This window comes from Deltaproteobacteria bacterium (assembly GCA_029210625.1).
GTDB lineage: Bacteria > Myxococcota > Myxococcia > SLRQ01 > SLRQ01 > JARGFU01.
On record JARGFU010000002.1, the window covers coordinates 152009 to 176432 of the forward strand.

A 24424-nucleotide genomic window follows, 5' to 3' on the forward strand; every position below is an offset into this window, starting at 1 on the left:
CTGACGACGCCACGAAAGATCGAGACGAGCGAATCGTGGGGCTGCCCGGGGCCGCTCTGGCCGCCATCAAGCGCCGCATGGAGGCCGACCCTGGACAGCCCGGGGTCTTTCCGGTTCGCAGCCACAAGCGGGCGCTGGCCACAGCATCGAAGAACGCTGGACTCACCTACAAGCTCACCTGGCGCGACCTGAGGCACACTCACGCGACACTCGCCCTGGTCGCAGGCGGCGACGTGACGGCCGTCAGGGATGCGCTGGGGCACGGTTCGCTGGAGGTCACGGACCACTACCTTTCCTCTACGCCAGCGCGGGTCGCTCAAGCAGCAGCGGCCGTCGAGCTACTCTTGAACGAGGCCGAATCGGCACAGCAAACCGGCACAGCTGACGAAGAGACCGACGACGAAAAGACGAAACCCCCCGACATCGCGGAGGGTTTCTGGCGCGCCCGGAGGGACTCGAACCCCCGACCCTCGGATCCGAAGTCCGATGCTCTATCCAGCTGAGCCACAGGCGCGTGGCCGGGGACTATCTGCGAGGGCCGGGGAGGGGTCAAGCGGGGGTCAGCGATCCCGGGGCAGCAGCCAGGCCAGACGCCGGATCGAAATCCCGAGGGCTGCCCAGAGGAGCGGCCCCCACAGCGGAAACGTGAAGAGGCTCGCTCCCTCGTAGCGGTAGAGCCCCGCCCGCAGCAGCATCGACTCGAGGAGGGCGTCGAGGAGGAGCAGCGCGCCGGCCAGGCGTAGATCGCCGAGCACCAGCCGGTCGCCGGGCTCTCGCTGGAAGACGAGGCGGAAGCCGAGGTAGGCGAGCACGATCAGGGTGAGCCAGCCCTCGGCGGTCGGCAGCAGCGCGGGCAGGAGCACCAGGGCCGCGACCGAGGTGCCCTCGCTGATCAGCAGGTTCAGCGCCGGGGTGGCCGGGCGGGGGGCGTCTCCCTCCAGCCAGGGCAGGGTGGCCAGCAGGGCGACCAGCGCGAAGAAGTAGACCGGCGCGATCCAGGCCGGGAAGCGCACGCCCTCCGGCAGGCTCCAGACGCCGGCCTGCAGGTGCACCCACTCGAGGGCGGCCCCGCCGGAGGCGGCGAGGGCGGCGCCGATCACGAGAGCGCCGAGACTGGGTCGAGGGGCGTGACGCACGACCTCCAACCTAGTCCATTTTGGGATTCCGCCCGAGGGGGCCGGGTCCTATGCTTCCCGCCGAGTATGCAACGCATGGAGATCGAGGTCTTCTCGCCGGGCGAGTTCGATTCGGAGCGGCACTACTACCCCCGCACGCTCAACGCCCAGATCCACCCGCAGGTCGCGGCCTTCCTGAAGATGTCGGTGGAGCGGGTGATCAGCCGCTACACCCACCTCCACCCGCGGGTGGACCCCGAGGCGCTGCGCAGGGTCCTCACCACCGAGCCGCGCCACCTGCGCTGGTCGGGCAGCGACATCTTCAACGTCTCCACCGAGGAGGGCGTGAAGCAGAAGCTCGTCATCGAGACGAACTCCTGCCCCTCGGGGCAGAAGTCCTTCCCTCTCCTCGAGGAGCACCACGAGGAGGGCGGCTACTGGCGCCTGCTCGAGCACACCTTCCTGCCCCTGGTCTCGGGCACCCTGCGCAAGGCGGACCGGGAAGGTACGGATGGCATCGTCGCGGTGCTCTTCGACAAGAACCGGATGGAGGCCTCGGGCTACGCCCAGGTGCTCGCCACCCTGATCGAGCGGCCGGTCCACCTGGTCCCGGCGCTCCTCTCCGACGAGGACCCGCCCCTCGTGGTGCGGGACCGCGAGCTCTACGTCCGGATGGACGGCGCCGAGCGCAAGGTGCTCTGCGCGTTCCGCTACGTCACCCAGCGGCCCTGGACCCGCCTGCCCCTCGACCTGAAGACGCCCCTGCTCAACCCGGTGGTCGCCTGCCTGGCCGGCGGCCGGAACAAGACCACCGCGGCCAAGGCCTACGAGATGTTCAACAGCGAGTACCGGGGCACGGGGCTCGAGATCCTCACCCCCGAGTCCTTCACCAACGTGCGCAAGCAGGCCGTGCCGCTGCGGGTGGAGCAGCTCGGCGGGCGGGCGGTGGTGAAGGTGCCCTACCTCAACGCCGGCCAGGGCATCTTCACGATCGTCAACAAGGAGGAGCTCGACGCCTTCATGGCGGAGAACCACCCCTACGACGAGTTCATCGTGCAGCAGCTGGTGGGCAACCACCGCTGGTCCTCGGAGGGACGCCGGGGAAAGGTCTTCAACATCGGCACCGTCCCCGACAAGAAGTCCCGGATCTACGTCTTCGATCTGCGCCTGATGGTGGGCTGGCAGGGCGAGTCCTTCGCGCCGATCGCCCTCTACGCCCGCCGCGCCCCGCGCCCGATGGAGGAGGAGCTGCACGCGGGAGAGGACTCCTGGTCGGTGCTGGGCACCAACCTCTCCATCCGCCTCGGCGCGGATCAGTGGGACACCGAGCCCGGCCGCCTGCTGATGATGGACCGGCGAGACTTCGCCCGCCTCGGCCTGGGGCTCGACGACCTGATCGACGCCTACGTCCAGGCGGTCTGCGCCAACCAGGCCATCGACACCCTCGCCCGGCGGCTGACGAAGCGCGGCGGGGGGCTGCGCCGGGAGCTCTTCCGCTCCCTCAACAACGATCAGGCGCTCCTCGACGAGATCGCCGCGGGATGAGCATGCAACCGATCACCCCCAAGCCCTCCCGCCGCTCCGAGCCGACCTACGAGCCCATCGACGTCGAGGCCTTCGAGCCCGGGACGCGCGCCGACCTGCGCCTGCCCCTCTACCGGGACGCGCTCGCCGCCGAGGTGAAGGCCCCCTTCGTGGTGGTGCGGGGCGCTCACCCCGGGCCGGTGGTCGGCCTCTGCGCGGCGGTCCACGGGGACGAGCTCAACGGCATCAACATCATCCACCACGTCCTCGAGTCCGCCGACCCCACGCAGATCCACGGCACGCTCCTCTGCGCGCCGGTGGTGAACGTGCCCGCCTACAACGCCGGTCAGCGCCGCTTCCCCGACGACAACCAGGACCTCAACCACCGCTTCCCCGGGAAGCCCGCGGGCACCCCCTCCGAGCAGTACGCCCGGGCCTTCGTGCGGACCTTCCTCGGCCCCTGCGACTACCTCATCGATCTGCACACGGCCTCCGAGGGCCGGGTGAACTCCCTCTACGTCCGCGTCGATCTCCACAACAAGAAGGCGCGCCGGATGGCCCTGCTGATGGGGCCGGACATCATCCTCCACGGCCGCAGCGGCGACGGCACCCTGCGCAACGCGGCGCGGGTGCGGGGCATCCCGGCGATCACCGTCGAGGCCGGCAACCCCGCCGTCTTCCAGGGGAGGATGGCGATGGAGGGCGAGGAGGGCATCCGCGCGATCCTCGCCGACCTCGGCGTGCTGCGGGGCAAGGAGGCCTCGGTGGACGCGCCCCCCGTGATCTGCCGCGCCTCGCGCTGGCTGCGGATCCGGGTCGGCGGCCTCCTCGAGAACCGCTTCTCCCTGCGCGAGAAGGTGAAGCAGGGGCAGGTGCTGGCCGCGGTGCGCGACCCCTTCGGCCACACCATCGCGACCTACAAGGCGCCGGCCGCCGGCATCGTCATCGGCATGAGCCGCTCCCCGGTGGCGGTCCCCGGCACCCGCTTCTGCCACCTCGGCGAGATCGGAGAGCCGCCTCCCCCCAGGAAGAAGGGCTAGGCCGTGCGCCTCTGGATCCTCTCCCACCTGCGGGACTCGCCGGGGGGCGCCTTCGCCGCCGCCGCGGCCCGCCGCCGGGGTCACGAGGTCGAGAGCTTCTGCACCGGTGACCTCGACCTCTACCTCGACGCCGAGGCGCCGCGCCTGCTGCGGGCGAAGGGGGGAGGGGAGCTGACCCTCCCCGAGGTCGCCTTCATCCGCATGGGGGGCTCCGCCCCGGAGGCCGCCTACGGGGTGCCCTGGGCCCTGCAGGTCGCGGGGGTGCCCTGCGTGAACACGGTGGCGACCAGCCGCACCTGCCGGGACAAGGCCCGCACCCTCACGGCCCTCTCCCTGGCCGGCGTGCCGATCCCCCGCACCGTGGTGCCCGGCGGGGAGGCGCGCTGGGAGGACTTCATCGCGCGCGTGCCCGGCCCGCCCTGGATCGTGAAGCCCGCGCTGGGCACCCAGGGGCTGGGGGTGGTGCTGGTCGAGAGCGAGGAGGCCCTCGAGGTCTCCCTCGCCGCCTACCGCGAGGCCGGCCTGCGAGTGATCGTGCAGGAGATGGTCGAGAGCTCCCGCGGCCGGGACGTGCGGGTGCTCGTCCTCGACGGCGAGGCGCGCCTCGCCATGCAGCGCAAGGCGGCGGGGGGCGACTTCCGCTCGAACCTCCACCAGGGCGGGACGGGCGAGCCCTTCGAGCTCACCCCCGAGATCCGGCGGGTGGCCGAGGCCGCGGCGCGCGCCGTGGGCGCGCAGGTGGCCGGCGTCGACGTGCTCTTCGGGCCCGAGGGGCCGCTGGTCTGCGAGGTCAACGGCTCGCCGGGCCTGCGGGGGATCGAGCGGGCCACCGGGGTCGAGGCCTCCGCGCTGGTCATCGAGGTGCTGGAGCGGGCGGCGGCGCGCTCTGCAGGCTGACGCTCCACCGGGCGCCCCGCGAGCGGAAGTCGCTCGAGAGCTCGAGCTCCCAGGCGGCCTCGATCAGGCAGGCGAGGGCCTTGCCCTCCTCCTCGCCGGAGGCCACCCCGCGCGGCGCCACCTCGACCACCTCGTCGAGGGTCGACTCCAGCGAGAGGGTCACCGGCCGCTCGCCGCCGCAGCCGCGCCAGGCGGGCTCGAGGCGCTCGCGCAGCCAGGCCACGTGGTCGAAGAAGACGCCCCCCATCGCGCAGCCCGCGCCGCCGATGCCCATGCCCCGGGCGCCGAAGCCGCCGAGGCCCATCCCGCCGTGCCAGTCGAGGCCCTCGGTGGAGGGGCGCACGCCGGGCTCGATGGCGAGGTAGGAGGTCACCGGTGAGACCGCGCCGCCGCGCATCGCCAGCACCATCATCTCCTCCTCGCCGAGCTCGTCGAGGAGCTCGGAGCCGAAGAAGAGGGCGGACCAGAGGTCGCCCGCCGGCTCGGTCGGCCGCACCATCCGCACCACCGGCTCGGTCCAGAGCAGGCCGCTCACCGAGAGGTAGGGCACCGCCCGGTCGGTGATCTCCAGGTGGGTGAAGCCCTCGCCCTCCTCGAGGCGGCCGTCGAGCTCGCCGGTGAGGCTCCCGCCTTCCTCCACCGCCGGCAGGCCGGGCGCGTGCACCTCGAAGAAGTCGAAGGCCACCGGCCGGGCCAGCTCCTCCCAGGTGTCGCGCAGGTCCAGCTCGTCCGCGGGGTCGGCGCTGGCCCGGGCGTCCCAGACCAGCCCGCCCGTCTCGCCCACCACCTCCGACCAGGCGTGGTCGTCGATCCGCCGGACGCCGCTGCCCTGCGGCTCGACGAGGCCGACGTGGACCAGCGCCTCGCTGCGGGGCAGGAGGGGGTGGGTGGACTGCGGCGTCACCGCCTCGCGGGTCAGCAGGTCGGTGAGCACCAGCACCCGCCGCTCGGCCCGGGCCGGCGCGGCGGCCAGCAGCTCGTCCGCCCGCTTCAGGGCGGCGTCGAGGTGGCTGCCGTTGCGGCGGAGGGGCTCGAGCTCGTCGAGCAGCCGGGCGGCGGCGGGGACGCCCACGAAGGAGGGGGCCCGGGCCGTCGGATCGCGCACCTCCCGGTCGAAGGTGAGCACCTTCACCCGGGCGTCGGGGAAGTGGGAGAGCCAGGCCCGGGCGGCGGCGGCCTGCGCGCGGACGGTCTCCTCGGAGAGCGAGCGGGAGTGATCGAGGATCACCACCAGGTAGGCGCCGCGCGGGACGCGGGAGAGGCGCGGGGCCGCCGTGCTGCGCAGGTGGGTCACCCAGCGGCCGTGGCGGGTGCTGGCCACGGCCAGCTCGCTGTCGAGGCGGGGGACGTCCCGCGGCTCGAGGGAGAGCTCCACCGGGGCGTCGGTGTGGCCCTCGGTGAGCAGGAAGCGATCGTCGGTCTGCAGGGGCTGACCCTCGAGCTGCACCCGGTCGCCGGTCTCGGCCGCCCGGGCCGTGACGACCGCCGGCCGCCCGGCCAGGGTGAGGCCGGAGAGCTCGAGGCGGTAGCGGCCCTCCTCGTAGGGGGTCGGGAGCTCGAGCTCGTACTCGAAGGTGAGCTGCCCGTGGGCGGGCACCGGGAAGACCTGCAGGAGCAGGTTGCGCTGGTCGCGCCAGGAGAGGAGGGCGGGGTCCTTGGGGTAGGCCCCGCCGATGCCGGTGAGCTCGCGATACTTCTCGGCGGCGGCCTCCGCCTCCATCAGCTCACCCTCGAACCAGCGATCCTTGCCCTTCGTCCGCAGGGCCGTGGCCACCGCGCCCTCGGGCAGCTCCAGGCTCAGCAGGGCCTGATCGCTCTTGCCGCCGGGGTTCGCCACGGTGCGCCGCACCCGCAGGTGGGCGTGCCCCCGGTGGAGGGTCACCTCGATCCGGTGCGCCACCTCCGAGAGCTCGAAGCGCGAGCCCGAGAGCCGGTCGGCCGCGGCCCGGGAAGGAAGGAGAAGCAAGGGCCCGCAGAGGACCAGGAGAACCACCCGCCAGTGTCTCATGGGGTCTTCGACCGCCAGAGCGTGGGGAGGTTCCGTCAGTAGAAGAGGTCGAGCAGGTGGATCAGGCCGTCCAGGATCGAGGGCCCCCCCTTGCTCCCCTCCGTCAGGCCGGTGGTCGTCGGGAGGTAGGGGTTGCCGCTGCCGTGCCGGCCCGGCATGAGGGGGACCGAGGTGGCGAAGTCCTGCCGCCCGTAGCACGAGCCGCAGGCCAGGCCGTTGGTGGTGGCGGTGAGCAGGTCCGGGCTGAAGACCTCCCCGCAGCCCACGCAGCGGGTGGTGTAGCGGCTCACCTGGCTCTGGGCCGCGCCGCTCTGGATCTTCTTGCGGGTGGCCGGCTCGAGCTCGCTGCTGTCGAGGTAGACGCCTCCGCAGCCGCCGCAGAGGTCCACCGGCACCACGCCGAGGTTGGCCGCGCCCATGGGGGTGTCCTCGCAGCGGGCGCACTGCCGCCCGAGCCCCCGGCCGCTGCCCGTGAGCGGCAGGGGGTGCTCGAGGATCAGCTCGATCTCCCCCCGATCGAAGTAGGTCCCGCCGCAGAAGAGGCAGTAGTCGACCTCGGCGGTCTCCAGCTGGAGGACCTGCATCAGGCTCTGGCAACCGGGGCAGACGACGCGCTGGGTGCTCATCCCTCCTCTATAGCCCGGCCGGGAGGTCGGGAGGGCAAGACGCCCCTCCCTTGGGCTATGCTGGTGATCGTCTGGGAGGACGTCTTCGATGCGATACCTGCGCCTGCTGCCACTGCTCTTGCTTCTGCTCTCCGCCGCCTGCGGAGAGGACATCGTGCCCGAGTGCAAGTGCCGGGCGGACACCACCTGCCAGGCCGGCCAGTACTGCGAGAACTGCGCCTGCCGCGACTTCTGCACCGACAACGCCGGCTGCCCCGTCGAGCAGCCCAACTGCAACGTCGCGACGGGGCGCTGCTTCGGGACCTGCGCCACCGACGCCGACTGCCTCGATCCCGATCTGCCCGTCTGCGATCCCACCAGCGGGCTCTGCCAGGGCGCCTGCCCGGCCACCGCCTGTCCGTCGGTGAAGCCGAACTGCGATCCCGCCACCGGGCGCTGCGGCGGCCCCTGCGTCACGGCGGCCGACTGCCCCGACCCGGCCTTCCCGGTCTGCGATCCCGACACCGGCCTCTGCCAGGGAGCCTGCCCGGGGGTGGCCTGCCCGGTCGCCCTGCCGATCTGCGATGCGGCCACCGGGGCCTGCCTGCCGCCCTGCACCGACAACGCGGGCTGCCCGGACGCGGCCCAGCCCAACTGCGATCCGACCCCGGGCTCCTGCTACGACGCGTGCACCACCCAGGCGGGCTGCCCCCTGCCGGCCGTCCCGAACTGCCAGAGCTCGGACGGCGTCTGCCAGGCGCCCTGCGCCACCGCGGCCGACTGCCCCGACGCCGCCTGGCCGGTCTGCGATCCCGGCTCCGGGATCTGCCAGGGCGCCTGCCCGGCGACCGCCTGCCCCGCGGCGCTGCCGATCTGCGATCCCGCGAGCGGCGCGTGCCTGCCGCCCTGCACCGACAACACCGGGTGCCCCGACGCGACCGAGCCGAACTGCGATCCGACGCCGGGCGCCTGCTACGCCGCCTGCACCGATCAGGCGGGCTGCCCCCTGACGGCGGCGCCGAACTGCCAGACCTCGGACGGCGTCTGCCAGGGGCCCTGCGCCACGGCGGCCGACTGCCCGGACAGCACCTGGCCGGTCTGCGATCCGGCGACGGGGATCTGCCAGGGCGCCTGCCCGGCCGCCGCCTGCCCCGCGGCCCTGCCGGTCTGCAACCCGGCCACCGGCGCCTGCCTGCCGCCCTGCACCGACAACACCGGCTGCCCCGACGCCGCGGCGCCGAACTGCGATCCGACCCCGGGCACCTGCTACGGCGCCTGCGCCACCAACGCCGACTGCGTCCTCCCGGCGGCGCCGAACTGCGACAGCAGCAACGGCGTCTGCGGCGCCCCCTGCGCCACGGCGGCGGACTGCCCGGCCAACGCCCCGGTCTGTGATCCGACGAGCGGCCTGTGCCAGGGCGCCTGCCCGGCCACCGCCTGCCCGGCGGCGCTGCCGGTCTGCAACCCGACCACCGGCGCCTGCCTGCCGCCCTGCACCGACAACACGGGCTGCCCCGACGCCGCGGCGCCGAACTGCGATCCGACCCTTGGCACCTGCTACGTCGCCTGCACCGACAACGCCGGCTGCCCCCTGGCCGCCGCGCCCAACTGCGACAGCAGCAACGGCGTCTGCGGCCCGCCCTGCGCCACCTCCGCCGACTGCCCGGCCAACCTGCCGGTCTGCGATCCGAGCTCCGGCATCTGCCAGGGGTCCTGCCCCGGCACCGCCTGTCCGGTGAGCATGCCCGTCTGCGATCCCTCCACCGGGGCCTGCCAGCTCCCCTGCTCGGACAACAGCGGCTGCCCGGATCCGGTGAACCCCAACTGCGGCTCCGCCGGCACCTGCTTCCCGGCCTGCACCGCCCACGCCGACTGCACCAACGCCAGCTACCCCAACTGCCAGCTCGATCCGGCCCTGGCCAACCAGGGGCACTGCCTCCTGCCCTGCGCCCAGAACAGCGACTGCGCCGGCACGGCCTACCCCAACTGCGACGTGCCCGCCGGCGGCGTCTGCATCCCGCCCTGCACCACCAACGCCGACTGCCCCGGGGCGCTGCTCTGCGAGCTCGCCACCGGCCTCTGCGTGGATCCCCAGTGCGCCATCGACAGCGACTGCAACCCGCCGACCGAGGTCTGCGAGGGCGGGTGGTGCGTGCCCGGCTGCAGCGCCCACACCGACTGCGCCGCCAGCGACCGCTGCCGCCTGCGCAGCGCGCCCCTCTACCACTGCGAGCCGAGGGACTGCACCACCGACGCCGAGTGCAGCCCGCCGATGACGGTCTGCGACACCGACGGCCTCGTGCAGCCGGCCGGCGGCGGCTACTGCGACCCGGGCTGCGCCGACGACTACGACTGCCCGGTCGGCTACGTCTGCAACGCCGGCACCGGCGCCTGCAGCCCCGGCAACTACGGCGACGTCGGCCAACCCTGCCCCTCGGGCAACTGCGCCAACTGCGCCTCGGGCCGGGGCATCGACGACGGCACCGGCAGCGTGGTCTGCACCGCCTACTGCTGCGAGCAGCGCTCCTGCCCCGCCGACTACGCCTGCCGGCCGGTGGATGCGGGGGGCGTCAACATGTACGTCGACGTCTGCGCGCCCCTCGAGGCGGGCAACGGCAATCGTCGCAAGGGGGCGACCTGCAGCGTGGCCACCGACTGCCGCTCGAACGTCTGCCTCGGCACCCAGTGCGAGGAGACCTGCTGCGAGGACTCCACCTGCGACGTCGGCCGCCACTGCGGCGCCCGGGGCGCGCAGGTCACCTCCTGCTCCATCGGCACGCCCGCCACCGATCTCGGCGGCCAGGGCTGCCTGGTGCCCGTCGGCTCGCCCACCCGGGTCTGCAACAGCCGGATGTGCTTCGGGCGCTTCCAGCCCGACACCGCCTGCACCGACGTCTCCCAGTGCACCGATCAGGCCTACGACTACTACTGTGGGCCCTTCCAGGGCGATCCGACCATCAACGACTGCGTCTACGACTACTGCACCGCCCACTGCTGCACGACCGCCGACTGCGGCGGGGCCATCGACGGTGAGCGCTACTTCTGCGGGAAGCGGCAGTTCGGCAGCGCCGGCGAGGTCAACGTCTGCCTGCTGACCACCACCACCGGCACCAAGGTCGAGGGCGAGGCCTGCGCCGGAGCGGGCGAGTGCCTCTCGAACTACTGCAACGGGGTCTGCCGCGAGCGCTGCTGCACGGACGCCGACTGCACCAACGGCACCTACCCCCGCTGCGGGGTCGAGCTGCTGCCCTCGGGGCAGGGGTCGCGCTACGTGAACGTCTGTGTACCCTGATGGGCTGTGAGCTTCGAGCTTTGAGCCTCGGGCTCGGTAGGCCCGGAATCCCACCTGATTCTCGCTAGTTGCTCGTAGCTCACAGCTCGTAGCTCGCAGCCCGAAACGGCCCGCTTGACGGCCGCGCTCACAGCGCCTACGTACCCGGACTTCGTACGTAAATTCAGGCGAGCGTGGCGGAACTGGTAGACGCGCCAGATTTAGGATCTGGTGACTTGACGTCGTGTGGGTTCGAGTCCCTCCGCTCGCACAATAGGTCCCTCGAGACAGGGGAAGACGAGAGATGACGGCAGCAGAGACTGGATCCCAGATGAAGATCACCGTGGAGGAGCTCTCCCCCATCCTGCGCAAGGTCGAGGTGGAGGTGCCGGTGAGCACCGTCGACAAGGCCCTGGACGCGGCCTACCGGGCCGTGGGCAAGCGGGCCCGGATCAAGGGCTTCCGGCCCGGGAAGGTGCCCCGGCGGGTCCTCGAGCGCTACTACGGCCACGACGTGGCCCACGAGGTCGCCGAGCAGCTGGTCCGCGACACCTGGCCCGAGGCCGTCGAGCACGAGAAGCTCGAGCCGGTCGCGACCCCCGAGGTCGAGGAGCCGGGCCACGTGACGAAGGGCGCGCCCTGGACCTACGTGGCCAAGGTCGAGGTCCTGCCGCCGATCAAGGTGACCGCCTACCAGGGGCTCTCCGGTGAGACCCTGAAGGTCGAGGTCGCCGACACCGAGATCGACGGCGAGATCGACCGCCTGCGCGAGGCCATGGCCCAGCTGGTGCCGGTCGAGGACCGCGAGGAGGTCCAGGAGGGCGACTACGTCGCCGCCGACGTCGAGGCCACCCTCGAGGGGGAGGCCTTCCCCCAGGGCAGCGGCGAGGAGATCGTCTTCGAGGTCGCCGAGGGTGAGGTCACCCGCGGACGCCTCCCCGAGGCCGCCGGCCGCAAGGTGGGCGAGGTCGTGGAGCTCGACCGGGACTTCGAGGAGGACCACCCGGCCGAGGCCGTGCAGGGCAAGAGCGCCCACTTCGCCATCACCCTCAAGCAGATCCGCAAGAAGGAGATGCCGGCGGCGGACGACGAGCTGGCCAAGGACCTGGGCGAGGATGGGGTCGACTCCCTCCTGGCGCTCCGGGGCCACATCCGCCAGCGCCTCCTCGACCAGCGCAAGAGCGCGGCCGAGCGGCGCCTGAAGGACAGCCTGGTCAAGGATCTGGTCGAGAAGAACCCCCTCGACGTGCCGGCCAGCCTGGTCGACCGCACCGCCGAGGCCATGATCCGGCCCTACCTGAGCCAGATGATGCAGGCCGGGATGGACCCCAAGGCCCTCGCCGCCAACCTGGACCTCACCAGCATGCTGGCCGAGGCCCGGCCGAGCGCCGAGCTGGCCGTGAAGGGCTCCCTGCTCCTGCGGGCGGTCGCCGACGCGGAGAAGCTCGAGGTGTCCGACGAGGACATCGAGACGCACTTCGAGGAGCTCTCCAAGAGCAGCGGCCAGCCGGTGGACAAGGTGAAGGCCGCCTTCGACAAGGATCCCGACGAGCGCCGCTCCCTGGAGCGCCGCCTGGTGGAGGACAAGGCCCTGGCGTTCATCGAGGAGAAGGCCAAGATCTCCGAGGTGGAAGTCGGGAAGGAAACCGGCGAAGCTGCCGTTTCCGAGTAAACCAACTCCCCGAGGAAGCGATCATGCCCTTCATCCCGAACCCCATCGTCGTCGAGCAGACCAACCGTGGTGTCTTCCAGTACGACATCTACTCCCGGCTGCTGAAGGACCGCATCGTCTTCCTGGGCACCCCGGTGAACGACGACGTGGCCAACGTGATCATCGGCCAGCTGCTCTTCCTCGACGCCGACGATCCGGACAAGGACATCAACCTCTACATCAACAGCCCGGGGGGCGCGGTCACGGCCGGCCTCGCGATCTACGACACGATGCAGTACGTGCGGTCCCCGGTCTCGACCATCTGCGTCGGCCAGTGCGCCTCCATGGGGGCGGTCCTGCTGGCGGCGGGCGAGAAGGGCAAGCGCTTCGCCCTGCCCAACTCCCGGGTGATGATCCACCAGCCCCTCGGCGGCTTCTCCGGCCAGGCCTCGGACATCGAGATCCACGCCAAGGAGATCATGCACATCAAGAACCGGCTCAACGAGATCCTCGCCAGCCACACGGGCCAGGACCTCGAGCGGATCGCCCGGGACACGGATCGGGACAACTTCATGAGCGCGGCGGCCGCGATGGAGTATGGTCTGATCGACGAGGTCGTGACCGGCCAGGCCCAGCGGGCTGGCGAGTCCGGCAAGGACAAGTAGAGAGTCAGGAGGACTCGTGGCCGAGAAGCGAGAAGGGCAGAGCCTGTGTTGCTCCTTCTGCGGGAAGTCGCAGAAGGAGGTGAAGAAGCTCATCGCCGGCCCGACGGTCTACATCTGCGACGAGTGCATCGGCCTCTGCAACGACATCATCGCGGAGGAGATGGACCGCGAGGAGCAGGTCGACGGGAAGCTGCGCATCCCCCGGCCCTCCGAGATCAAGGCGGTCCTCGACGAGTACGTCATCGGCCAGGAGCGGGCCAAGAAGGTGATGTCCGTCGCGGTGCACAACCACTACAAGCGGATCGAGAGCTCGGTGGAGCTCGACGACGTCGAGCTGCAGAAGAGCAACATCCTGCTCATCGGGCCCACCGGCTGCGGCAAGACCCTGATCGCCCAGACCCTCGCCCGCCTCCTCAACGTCCCCTTCACCATCGCCGACGCCACGACCCTCACCGAGGCGGGCTACGTCGGTGAGGACGTCGAGAACATCATCGTCAACCTGCTCCAGGCGGCCGATCACGACATCGAGCGCGCCCAGCGCGGCATCGTCTACATCGACGAGATCGACAAGATCGCCCGCAAGTCCGAGAACCCCTCGATCACCCGGGACGTCTCGGGCGAGGGCGTGCAGCAGGCCCTGCTGAAGATCATCGAGGGCACCGTGGCCAACGTGCCCCCGAAGGGCGGCCGCAAGCACCCCCAGCAGGAGTTCCTGCAGGTCGACACCACCAACATCCTCTTCATCTGTGGCGGCGCCTTCACCGGCCTCGAGGAGATCATCGACCGGCGCAAGGGCGAGTTCTCCATGGGCTTCGGGAAGAAGGTCACGGTGAAGGGCGAGCGGAACGCCGGCGACATCCTCAAGGAGGTGCAGCCGGAGGACCTGCTCAAGTTCGGCCTCATCCCCGAGTTCATCGGGCGCCTCCCGGTGGTCGCGACCATGGAGGAGCTCTCCGCCGACATGCTGGTGGAGATCCTCACCGTGCCGCGCAACGCGCTGGTGAAGCAGTACCGGCGCCTGATGGAGCTCGACGGCGTCCAGCTGAAGTTCACCGACGAGGCCCTCCGGGCGGTCGCCGAGGAGGCGATCACCAACAAGGCGGGCGCGCGGGGGCTGCGGGCCGTGCTCGAGCGCGCCATGCTGGACGTGATGTACGACATCCCCAGCAACCGGCGGATCCGCGAGGTCGTGATCAACGAGGACGTGATCCGCAAGCGGGAAGAGCCGCTGCTCCTCTACGGCGACGCCGCCTGACCCGGCTCCGAGTCGTCTCTCCCTGAAGCAAAAGAGAAGTCATGAGTGAGAACCAGGGTTCCGGTCGTCTGCTCCCTCTGCTCCCCCTGCGCGACATCGTCGTCTTCCCGCACATGGTGGTGCCCCTCTTCGTGGGCCGGAAGAAGTCCATCGCCGCCCTCGAGGAGGCGATGGCGCACGACAAGGAGATCCTGCTCTGCGCCCAGCGGCGGGCGAAGGTGAACGACCCGACGCCCACCGAGATCTTCGGCCTGGGCACCGTGGGCAACATCATCCAGCTGCTGCGCCTGCCCGACGGCACGGTGAAGGTGCTGGTCGAGGGCAAGCAGCGCGCCCGGATCACCAAGTACGTCTCCTCGGAGCCCTTCTTCCTCTGCGAGGCCGAGCTCGTCGAGGAGCAGTGGGAAGAGACGGTGCAGCTCGAGGCGCTGGTGCGCAGCGTGCACACCACCTTCGAGACCTACGTGAAGCTCAACAAGCGGATCCCCCCCGAGATGCTGATGAGCGTCGCGACCATCGAGGATCCCGCGCGCCTGGCCGACACCATCGTCGCCCACCTCTCGCTGAAGCTGAACGACAAGCAGGAGATCCTCGAGATCGAGTCTCCGGTGACGCGCCTCGAGCGGCTCTACGAGCTCATGCAGGGCGAGATCGAGATCCTCCAGGTGGAGAAGAAGATCCGCACCCGCGTGAAGAAGCAGATGGAGAAGTCGCAGAAGGAGTACTACCTCAACGAGCAGATGCAGGCGATCCAGAAGGAGCTCGGGGAGCGCGACGAGTTCAAGAACGAGCTGCAGGAGCTCGAGGCCCAGATCGAGAAGAAGAAGATGCCCGAGGAGGCAGCCGACCGCTGCCGCAAGGAGCTGCGCAAGCTGAAGATGATGTCGCCGATGGCCGCCGAGGCCACGGTGGTGCGCAACTACATCGACTGGATGCTGGCGCTGCCCTGGCTGGAGGACACCGACGACAACGAGGACATGGACCACGCCGAGGCGGTCCTCGACGAGGACCACTACGGGCTGAAGAAGCCCAAGGAGCGGATCCTCGAGTACCTCGCGGTGCAGGCCCTGGTGGACAAGATGAAGGGCCCCATCCTCTGCCTGGTGGGCCCCCCCGGGGTGGGCAAGACCTCCCTGGGTCGCAGCATCGCCCGGGCGCTCGAGCGCAAGTTCGTTCGCGTCTCCCTGGGCGGCGTGCGAGACGAGGCCGAGATCCGCGGCCACCGCCGCACCTACATCGGCGCCCTGCCGGGCAAGATGCTGCAGATGATGAAGAAGGCCGGCTCGGGCAACCCGGTCTTCCTCCTCGACGAGGTGGACAAGATGTCCGCCGACTTCCGGGGGGACCCCTCCTCGGCGCTGCTCGAGGTGCTCGATCCCGAGCAGAACGACACCTTCAACGACCACTACCTCGACCTGGACTATGACCTCTCCCGCGTGATGTTCGTCTGCACGGCGAACACCCTCCACGGGATCCCGGCGCCCCTGCAGGACCGGATGGAGATCATCCAGCTCGCCGGCTACACCGACCTCGAGAAGCTGGCGATCGCCAAGAAGTACCTGGTGCCCAAGCAGATCGAGGCCAACGGCCTCTCCCGGGTGAAGAAGCTGACCTTCACCGACGGCGCCCTGCTGCACATCATCCACCACTACACGCGCGAGGCGGGGGTGCGGAACCTGGAGCGGGAGATCGCATCCGTCTGCCGGAAGATCGCCCGCGACGTGCTCAAGAAGGGCGGCGACCGCACCTTCCGGGTGGACGAGCGGCGGGTCGAGAAGTTCCTGGGCGTGCCGAGGTTCCGCTACCGCAGCACCGAGACCGAGGACCGGGTGGGGCTGGTCAACGGCCTGGCCTGGACCGCCTACGGCGGCCAGGTCCTCACCGCCGAGGTCTCCACCATGCCGGGCAAGGGCAAGCTGCTGCTCACCGGCAAGCTCGGTGAGGTCATGCAGGAGAGCGCCCAGGCGGCGATGAGCTACGTGCGCTCGCGCGCCGAGCGCTTCGGCCTCGACCCGGCCTTCTACGAGAAGGCCGATCTGCACATCCACTTCCCGGAGGGCGCGATCCCCAAGGACGGCCCCTCCGCCGGCACCGCCATGGCCACCTGCCTGGTCTCGGCCCTCACCGGCATCGCCGTCCGGCGGGACATCGCCATGACCGGCGAGATCTCCCTCCAGGGGCGGGTGCTGGAGATCGGCGGCCTCAAGGAGAAGGCGCTCGCCGCCCACCGGGCCGAGCTGCGCAAGATCCTGGTGCCCAAGGAGAACGAGAAGGACCTCGTGGACATCCCGAAGAAGATCCGGGACGCCCTCGAGATCGTCTGCGTCGAGCACATGGACGAGGTCCTGACCCACGCCCTGGTCCTCGACGATCCGGGTGAGCTCTTCCGCAAGGCCCCGGCGGCGGTCAGCGAGGCGGCCGAGGCCGAGCCCGGCACCGTCGAGCACTGAAGCAGCGGGCGCGCGAGAGCGAAGGGAGGCCCCCCTCCGCCCTGGTGGGCGGGGTGGGGCCTTTTCCGCTAAGCTGCGCCCCCGTTGTTCTGGATCCCCGATAGGAGGACGCGATGCGTTGGGCCACCCTGGCGATGGCGGTGCTGATGGCGAGCTGTGCGACGAAGGGGGCCAAGGCCCCGGAGAACGACCCCACCGCGGTGGCGGCTCCGAAGTACGACTACCCGGCGGCCCGCCGGAGCGACGTGAAGGACACCTACCACGGCGTCGAGGTGGCGGACCCCTATCGCTGGCTGGAGGATCCGGACAGCGAGGAGAGCCGCGCCTGGATCGACGCCGAGAACGCCATCACCTTCGGCTTCCTCGAGAAGGTCGGCGCGCGCGACGCCATCCGCGAGCGCGCCCGGGCGCTCTGGGACTACGAGAAGTTCGGCGTGCCGGTGGAGGAGGGCGGGCGGCTCTTCTACGAGTACAACCCGGGCCTGCTCAACCAGGAGCAGATCTTCGTGAAGGACTCGGCCGACGCCGAGGCCCGACTCCTCCTCGATCCCAACACCCTCTCGGCGGACGGCACCGTGGCCGTCTCGGCCTGGTCGGTCAGCCGGGACGGTGAGCACCTGGCCTACGCGCTCTCCTCCTCGGGCTCGGACTGGAAGACCTGGAAGGTGCGCAAGGTCGACGACGGGACCGACCTCCCGGACGAGGTGAAGTGGAGCAAGTTCTCCGGCGCCGCCTGGGCGGCGGACGGCTCGGGCTTCTACTACGGCGCCTACGACGCGCCGAAGAGCGAGGAGGAGGAGAAGCAGGGGGCCAACTTCTTCCAGAAGCTCTACTTCCACACCCTGGGCAAGCCCCAGTCCGAGGACCGCCTGGTCTACGAGCGCAAGGACCACAAGGAGTGGGGCTTCGACGCCCAGGTGACCGAGGACGGCACGACCCTGGTGATCCACGTCTGGAAGGGCACCGCGCCCGAGAACCAGCTCTTCACCCTCGACCTGAAGGACGCCAGGGCCGAGGTCATCGAGCGCCTCTCGGGCTTCGACGCCCTCTACCACTTCATCGGCAAGGCCGGCTCGACCGTCTTCCTTCGCACCACGAAGGACGCGCCCCGGGCGCGGATCATGGCCTTCGACCTCTCCGCCAGCGAGGTGAAGCTCACCGAGGTCGTCCCCCAGCGCGAGGAGCCGCTGGAGTCGGTCGCCCACATCGGCGGCCGGCTGGTGGCCACCTACCTCTCGGACGCCAAGCACAGCCTGCGCCTCTTCGAGCCAGCGGGCCTCGGGGCGGCGAAGGATCTGGGCGAGCTGGCCCTGCCGGTGCCCGGCACCCTCACGCCGCCCCAGGGGCACGCGGACGCGCCCACGGGCTACTTCGCCTTCACCTCCTTCACCTACCCGACGACCGTCTTCCGCCTCGACGTCGCCAAGGCCAGCCTGGAGATCTTCCGGCAGCCCGAGGTCGACTTCGACCCGGGCGCCTTCGAGACCAGGCAGGTCTTCGTGAAGAGCAAGGACGGCACCAAGGTGCCCGCCTTCATCACCCACAAGAAGGGGCTCGCGCTCGACGGCGCGCGGCCGACCTACCTCTACGGCTACGGTGGCTTCAACGTCTCCCTGACCCCCTACTACTCGACCTCGAACCTGGTCTGGATGGAGATGGGAGGCGTCTACGTCTCCACCAACCTGCGGGGCGGCGGAGAGTACGGGGAGGCCTGGCACCAGGCGGGCATCCTCGAGCGCAAGCAGAACGTCTTCGACGACTTCCACGCCATCGCCGAGTGGCTGAAGGCCAACGGCTACACCCGCACCGACCGCCTCGCCATCGGCGGCGGCTCGAACGGCGGGCTGCTGGTGGGCGCCTCGATCACCCAGCACCCCGAGAGCTTCGGCGCCGCCATCGCCGCGGTGGGCGTGATGGACATGCTGCGCTACCACACCTGGACCATCGGCTGGGCCTGGGCCAGCGACTACGGCACCAGCGAGGACGCGAAGGTCTTCCCGGCGCTGCTGGCCTACTCCCCCCTGCACAACGTGAAGGAGGGGACCCACTACCCGCCGACCCTGATCACCACCGCCGATCACGACGACCGGGTGGTCCCGGCGCACAGCTTCAAGTTCGCGGCCGCCCTGCAGCACGCCCAGGCGGGACCGGCGCCGGTGCTGATCCGGATCGAGACCAAGGCCGGCCACGGGGCGGGCAAGCCCACCGAGAAGATCCTCGACGAGGTGGCGGACCGCTGGGCCTTCCTCCACGCCACCCTCGGCGGCCTGGAGGCGCCGGCCCCGGTCGAGTGAGTGGAGCGATCAGATCCTGAACGGATCTGGGCTCCGTCCACGATCTGATCGCCTGCCGCAGCGCGGCATTGGAAAAAGGCCAATGAATTCAAAGGCCTGATCCCGGAGGGTGAGGCCCGATCCGGCCTCGATCCTGGCACGAAGGATGCTCATGGGGCTCCCCGAGATGACTCGAAACGGGAGACCCGAGATGCTTCGCAACCACGCCACCGCGCTCTTCGCCACCCTCCTCCTCACCGCCGCCTGCGGTGGGGGCACCTACGCCACCGGGCAGGGCAGCGGCAGCCAGTACGCCACCGGGAAGGCCGACGCCTACGGCACCTGCGAGACCGGGCGGGCCCTCGACTTCGTGAACGCCGCGAGCACCACCGACGAGACCCTCCAGAACCTCGGCGCCCGCAGCCGCGCCCGCAAGAACATCCTCGCCCACCGGAACGGCCCCGACGGCGTGCTCGGCTCCAGCGACGACGATCTCTTCGACTCCCTCGCCGAGCTCGACGCCATCCCCTACGTCGGCCCCGTGACCCTCGACGCCATCGTCGCCCACGCCCTCGAGACCGGCGCCCCCTGCGTCGCCTCCAGCACCGGCACCGTCGAGGTCGTCTTCTCGCCCCAGCCCTGGCACCTCTCCCACCTCGCCCGGGTCGTGGAGCGGATCGAGGCCGCCGACCAGACCATCGACGTGGCGATGTACAGCCTCTCCGACGGCACCGTCTTCCAGGCCCTCGAGGACGCGGCCCGCCGCGGCGTCTCCATCCGCCTCCTCTACGAGGGCGCCTCCGAGGACCGCAAGGGCCCGGCCGGCACCCGCTCGGCCCGCCTCGAGGACGCCGGCATCGACGTGCGCTGGATCAACAAGATCATGCACCACAAGTTCGCCATCTTCGACGGCCCCCGGCGGGATCCCGCGAAGGCCTCCACCGCCAAGGTGGTCTCCGGCAGCGGCAACTGGTCCTACTCGGCCGGCACGAAGTACGACGAGAACACCCTCTTCATCGACGGCAACACCGAGCTGACCCTGCGCCTGCAGGCCGAGTTCGACCACCTCTGGAACAACTCCCGGGACCTGGCCTGGAACACCTCCCTCGAGACCGAGTTCGGCGCCGCCGTCGACGCCGAGGCCATCGCCGCCGCCGACACCCCGGCCGTGGACGCCGCCTTCACCTCGGCCAACTTCCGCACCTCCATCTCCTCCCGCTACGGCGCGACCTTCAGCGTGAACCGGGGCGAGAACGAGATCGCCGACCGCCTGGTGGCCCTGATCGAGGGCGCCCAGCGGCAGATCCTCATCGCCTCCGGCCACCTGCGCTCGCGCCCCGTCGCCGAGGCCCTCATCGCGAAGCACAAGGCCGACCCGAGCGTCGAGATCCGCGTGCTCCTCGACAACCAGGAGTACCTCTCGGTCTCGACCCACGAGAACCAGGTGCGCGACCTCGAGGCCTGCCTGGCCGGCGCCACCACCGATACCCAGACCGCCGCCTGCCTCGATCGCGGCTTCCTCTTCGGCTACCAGGTCCACGCCGAGGGCATCGACGTCCGCTTCAAGGCCTACGCCTACCGCTGGCACTACAGCTACGCGGTCCAGATGCACCACAAGTTCATGGTGGTGGACGGCCAGACCCTGGTGACCGGCTCCTACAACCTCTCGGACAACGCCGAGCACAACACGATGGAGAACATGCTCTTCTTCGACGTGCGGACCTACCCCGAGCTGGTCGAGGCCTACGTGCTGAACTTCGAGCAGATCTGGAACCTCGGCCGCTCCGAGGGGCTCTTCGCCTCCCGGATGGACGAGATCGAGAACGGCACCGGCAGCCGCATCGACATCGTCTTCGAGCCGATGACCCTCGACTGGCAGCAGGTCACCGACCTGAAGGGCGCGCTGCGCGACCACTGCAGCGACATCAACGACACCGACTTCCGGGCGCACCCCGAGAACCACCGGACCTGCACCCGCAACTGATCTCGACTCTCTCTCCCGATTCGAGGCGCCCGGTTGGCTCGAGCCGACCGGGCGCTTTGTTATCCGCGCGAGGGTGGAGTAAAGGAGCCTGCCATGAAGGGCGGCCGACACTTCTTTGCCACCTGCGCCAAGGGCGCGGAGGGGCTCCTGCGAGATGAGCTGCTCGCCCTCGGGCTGCGCGGCGTGAAGGGAGAGCGGGGTGGCGCCCGCTTCACGCTCACCCTCGAGGACGGACTGCGGGCGACCCTCCGCACCCGGATCGCCGAGCGGGTCCTGCTGGAGATCGGCCGGGGACCCGCGGGCAGCGCCGAGGAGCTCTACGAGAGCGCCCGCGCCATCGAGTGGGAGGAGGAGATGACCGTGAAGCGGACCTTCGCGGTCCGTGCCACCGGCCGCGCGCCCGGGCTGGACCACTCCCGCTTCATCGCCTTGAAGGTGAAGGACGCCATCGTCGATCGCTTCCGCGATCGCGAGGGGCAGCGGCCGAGCGTGGAGACCCGGCATCCCGACTTGCAGATCGCGGTGCACCTGCGCCAGGAGGAGGCGACCTTCTTCCTCGACGTGGCGGGGGTGCCGCTGCACCGCCGGGGCTGGCGGCGGGAGAAGGGTGAGGCGCCCCTGAAGGAGACCCTGGCCGCCGCCCTCCTGGCCTGGGACGGCCTCGACGCCGAGCGCCCCCTGGTCGATCCCCTCTGCGGCTCGGGGACCATCGTCATCGAGGCCGCGCAGATCCTCTCGGGCCGCCCGCCGGGGGTGGGGCGCCCCTTCTCGGCCACCCGCTGGGTGAGCTCGGGACGGACGGCCCAGTCGGTGCTCGACCGGATGCTGGCCGAGGTCGAGAAGCAGGCGCCGCCCGACCTGCCCCGGATCATCGGCCGCGATCACGACGGCAAGGTCCTGGAGGTCGCCCGCCGCAACGCCGAGCGGGCCGGGGTGTTGCCCCTCATCGACTTCCAGCGGGCGGACGCCCGGCGCCTGGGCGATCTGCCCGCCGACGCTCGCCTCGTGACGAACCCGCCCTACGGTCAGCGCCTGGGCAAGGCCCGGCTGCAGCTGGAGGGCTTCGTCCGCACCTTCGGTGAGGCCTGGGCCGCGGCCTCGGATCCGCCGCCTCCCCTGACGGTGATGGCCGGGATGCATGGCTTCGCCAAGCACTTCGGCGCCCGCGCCCACCGCCGGCACACCCTCTTCAACGGGCCCCTGGAGTGCCTGCTGCTCCACTTCGGTCCGCCCGCCCTGCGCGCCAGGCCCGGAGCCGAGGAGGCATGAGCCGCGAGGCGCCCGAGCGCCCGATCACCGAGGGAGCCGCGCTCTCCCGGCGCGCCCGCGAACTCTGCGAGGTGGCCGAGCTCATCGACCTCCACCTCGACACCCTGATCTGGCAGCGGATCTTCGGCTACGACCCGCTCCTGCGCCACGAGGGCTACCTCGGCGGCCGCCTCCTGGGTCACGCCGATCTGCCGCGCCTGCTCGAGGGAGGGGTGAAGGGCGCCCACTGGTCCATCACCACCAACCCCCTGCGCCGGCAGACCGGGCGCAGCCAGGCGTTGCTGCGCAACCTCCGGGGGCTGCGCGACCTGGTCGAGCGCAGCGAGGGGGCGCTGCAGATCGCCGGCAGCCTCGGCGCCTACCGCGAGGCCCGGGCCGCGGGCGCCCACGTGGTCCTCCCGGCGATCCAGGGGGGCAACGCGCTCGCGCCGGCGCCGAGGAGCGCGGCCCTGCCCGATCCCGATCTGATCCGCGTCACCCTCGTCCACCTGACGAGCTCGTGGATCGGCTCCACCTCTTCGCCCCTGCGGCTGCGGCCGGGGGCCGGCCTGAGCGAGGCGGGCAAGGAGCTGGTCCGCCGCCTCGACGCCCACCGGGTGCTGGTGGACCTGGCGCACATCCACCCGCGGGGCTTCTGGGACGCCGTCGACGTGCACGACCCCTCGCTGCCGCTGATCTGCACCCACACCGGCGTGAGCGGCGTGACCCCGCACTGGCGCAACCTCGACGATCGTCAGCTGGAGGCCATCGCCGCCACCGGCGGGGTGATCGGCGTGATCTTCCAGGAGACCTTCCTGGAGAGCCCCGGCGGCGCGCAGGACGCGAACATGGTGGTCGATCACCTCGACCACATCATCTCGGTCTGCGGCGAGGACCACGCCGCCATCGGCACCGATCACGACGGCCTGGTCACCCCGCCCCGGGGGCTGCGCTCGGCCTCCGGCTGGCCCCGCCTGGTCGAGACCATGCTGGTGCGCGGCTACTCCGAGGCGCGGATCCGCAAGATCCTCGGAGAGAACTTCCTCCGGGTCTTCGGTGCCATCCGGCCCTAGGACCGGGCCCTACTCCAGCGCGTCGATCTCGAAGTAGGTCTTCAGGGCGGCGATCATCTGCGGGTGGTCGGCGCTGCCGCCCAGCTCGCGGATGGAGTGCATCGAGAGCAGCGGGTTGCCCACGTCCACGGTGCGCAGGCCGAGGCGGGCCGCCGAGATCGGGCCGATGGTCGAGCCGCAGGGCAGGTCGGCGCGCATGGCGAACTCCTGGCAGGGCACCCCGGCCGCGCCGCAGAGGCGGCGGAAGATGGCGCCGCTCTCGGCGTCGGTGGCGTAGCGCTGGTTGGCGTTGGTCTTCAGGCAGGGGCCGCCGCCGAGCAGGGGCTGGTGCCGGCCGTCGTGCTTCCCGGGGTGGGCCGGGTGGAGGGCGTGGGCCATGTCGGCGCTGATCAGGAAGCTGCGGGCGATGGTGCGGGCGCGGCGCTCGGCGTCGCCGCCGCAGAGGCGGGTGAAGACCGACTCGATCATCGGCGAGCCGGCGCCGCGGTGGGTCTGGCTGCCGATCTCCTCGTGGTCGAAGAGGACCGCCACCCGGGTGCTCGCGTGCTCGGCCGGCGCCGCGAGGAGCGCGGTGAGGGTCGCGTGGCACATGGAGAGGTTGTCCTGGCGGGGCGCCGCGATCATCGCCTGGTCGAGGCCGATGAAGGCCGAGGGCGAGAGGTCGAAGAGGCAGAGGTCGTGCCCGCGGATCTGCTCGGGCTTCACCTTCAGGGCGTCGGCCAGCAGCTGCCGGAGGAAGACCTCGGGGTCGTCCTTGCTCTCCCAGGGCCCGAGGTGGGGCACGAGGTGATCGTGCTTGTCGAGCTTCAGGCCGCTCTCGTTCACCTCGCGGCCGAGGTGGATGGCGAGGGTGGAGACCCGGCTCGCCGGCGACGCCAGCCGCACCAGGCGGCGGTCGAGGCGGCCGGCGTCCTCGACGGTCACCCGGCCGGCGAGGCCGAGATCCCGGTCCGCCCAGGTGGCGACGATGGCGCCGCCGTAGACCTCGACGTCCAGGAGGAGCTGCTTCCCGCCGCTCTTGGCCAGCCGGGGCTTGGGCCGCAGGTTGGGGGAGTCGGTGTGGGCGCCGGTGAGGCGCACCCCGACCTCCTCGGGGGGCCTCGTCCCGACCCGCAGGGCGAGGAGGGCGCCGTCGCCGCGGGTGATCACGTAGGCGCCGCCCGGCGCCAGCTTCCAGGCCTCGGCCTCGTCGAGGTGGGTGAAGCCCGCCGCCTCGCAGCGGCGCAGGGCCTCGGCGGTGGCGTGGAAGGGGCTCGGGCTCGCGTCGATGAAGGAGAGGAGGTCGCGGCTCTCGGCAGGGGGCTGGCTCATCCCCTCCAGGTAACAATTCGCCAGCCTCGGGTCGAGTGCCGTATGATCTCGGGC

General features: G+C 71.0%; 16 protein-coding genes and 2 tRNA genes. 13 read left to right on the plus strand and 5 right to left on the minus strand.

Annotated elements, in window-relative coordinates:
* Positions 1 to 437 precede the first annotated feature (437 nt).
* A tRNA-Arg gene (locus P1V51_02830) sits at positions 438 to 514 on the minus strand.
* Positions 515 to 560: 46 nt separating this feature from the next.
* Positions 561 to 1136 (minus strand): hypothetical protein, encoded by a 576-nt coding sequence (locus tag P1V51_02835; GenBank protein MDF1561950.1) that lies wholly within the window; start codon positions 1134 to 1136, stop codon positions 561 to 563.
* 75 nt (positions 1137 to 1211) lie between these two features.
* Here P1V51_02835 and P1V51_02840 point away from each other — a divergent pair, with 75 nt between their 5' ends.
* Genes P1V51_02840 through P1V51_02850 form a run of 3 tightly spaced genes read left to right on the plus strand, consistent with a single transcriptional unit; the run spans position 1212 to position 4576 of the window.
* Complete coding sequence (locus P1V51_02840; protein ID MDF1561951.1) at positions 1212 to 2660, plus strand: hypothetical protein; 1449 nt, start codon at positions 1212 to 1214, stop codon at positions 2658 to 2660.
* Positions 2657 to 3679, plus strand: a complete 1023-nt coding sequence (locus P1V51_02845) for a succinylglutamate desuccinylase/aspartoacylase family protein (GenBank protein ID MDF1561952.1) — start codon at positions 2657 to 2659, stop codon at positions 3677 to 3679. The genes P1V51_02840 and P1V51_02845 overlap by 4 nt, the downstream gene beginning before the upstream one ends.
* Positions 3680 to 3682: 3 nt before the next feature.
* Positions 3683 to 4576 (plus strand): RimK family alpha-L-glutamate ligase, encoded by an 894-nt coding sequence (locus tag P1V51_02850; protein ID MDF1561953.1) that lies wholly within the window; start codon positions 3683 to 3685, stop codon positions 4574 to 4576.
* Here P1V51_02850 and P1V51_02855 read toward each other — a convergent pair.
* Entirely contained in the window at positions 4533 to 6584 is a 2052-nt protein-coding gene (locus P1V51_02855) for a VWA domain-containing protein (GenBank protein MDF1561954.1), read from the minus strand. The genes P1V51_02850 and P1V51_02855 overlap by 44 nt on opposite strands.
* A 35-nt stretch (positions 6585 to 6619) precedes the next feature.
* A complete protein-coding gene (locus tag P1V51_02860) occupies positions 6620 to 7210 on the minus strand; it encodes a zf-TFIIB domain-containing protein (protein MDF1561955.1) in 591 nt (196 codons plus the stop codon).
* An 88-nt stretch (positions 7211 to 7298) separates the two neighbouring features.
* Here P1V51_02860 and P1V51_02865 point away from each other — a divergent pair, with 88 nt between their 5' ends.
* From P1V51_02865 to P1V51_02910, 10 genes are all read left to right on the plus strand, one after another.
* Complete coding sequence (locus P1V51_02865) at positions 7299 to 10481, plus strand: hypothetical protein (GenBank protein ID MDF1561956.1); 3183 nt, start codon at positions 7299 to 7301, stop codon at positions 10479 to 10481.
* A gap of 167 nt (positions 10482 to 10648) precedes the next feature.
* Positions 10649 to 10731: transfer RNA gene (locus P1V51_02870), tRNA-Leu, on the plus strand.
* 60 nt (positions 10732 to 10791) lie between these two features.
* Positions 10792 to 12132: a trigger factor gene (gene tig, locus P1V51_02875; protein MDF1561957.1), complete on the plus strand. Its 1341-nt coding sequence runs from the start codon at positions 10792 to 10794 to the stop codon at positions 12130 to 12132.
* A gap of 23 nt (positions 12133 to 12155) precedes the next feature.
* On the plus strand, positions 12156 to 12776 hold the full coding sequence (gene clpP / locus P1V51_02880; GenBank protein MDF1561958.1) for an ATP-dependent Clp endopeptidase proteolytic subunit ClpP: 621 nt from the start codon (positions 12156 to 12158) through the stop codon (positions 12774 to 12776).
* A 16-nt stretch (positions 12777 to 12792) separates the two neighbouring features.
* Positions 12793 to 14031 carry an ATP-dependent Clp protease ATP-binding subunit ClpX gene (clpX, locus tag P1V51_02885; GenBank protein MDF1561959.1) on the plus strand — a complete coding sequence of 413 codons (1239 nt, stop codon included), beginning with the start codon at positions 12793 to 12795 and terminating at the stop codon, positions 14029 to 14031.
* Positions 14032 to 14072: 41 nt separating this feature from the next.
* Positions 14073 to 16481 (plus strand): endopeptidase La, encoded by a 2409-nt coding sequence (gene lon, locus P1V51_02890; protein MDF1561960.1) that lies wholly within the window; start codon positions 14073 to 14075, stop codon positions 16479 to 16481.
* A 113-nt stretch (positions 16482 to 16594) separates the two neighbouring features.
* Positions 16595 to 18775, plus strand: coding sequence for a prolyl oligopeptidase family serine peptidase (locus P1V51_02895; GenBank protein MDF1561961.1), 2181 nt, complete (start codon positions 16595 to 16597; stop codon positions 18773 to 18775).
* Positions 18776 to 18965: 190 nt separating this feature from the next.
* Positions 18966 to 20738, plus strand: a complete 1773-nt coding sequence (locus P1V51_02900) for a phospholipase D-like domain-containing protein (GenBank protein MDF1561962.1) — start codon at positions 18966 to 18968, stop codon at positions 20736 to 20738.
* Between the two features lie 93 nt (positions 20739 to 20831).
* Positions 20832 to 22007, plus strand: a complete 1176-nt coding sequence (locus P1V51_02905; GenBank protein MDF1561963.1) for a THUMP domain-containing protein — start codon at positions 20832 to 20834, stop codon at positions 22005 to 22007.
* Entirely contained in the window at positions 22004 to 23059 is a 1056-nt protein-coding gene (locus tag P1V51_02910; protein ID MDF1561964.1) for a membrane dipeptidase, read from the plus strand. Before P1V51_02905 ends, P1V51_02910 begins: the two co-directional genes overlap by 4 nt.
* Before the next feature lie 9 nt (positions 23060 to 23068).
* Here P1V51_02910 and P1V51_02915 read toward each other — a convergent pair whose 3' ends face one another.
* The gene (locus tag P1V51_02915) at positions 23069 to 24370 is read right to left on the minus strand and encodes a M18 family aminopeptidase (protein ID MDF1561965.1); all 1302 of its coding nucleotides are present in this window, start codon (positions 24368 to 24370) and stop codon (positions 23069 to 23071) included.
* Between the last annotated feature and the right edge of the window lie 54 nt (positions 24371 to 24424).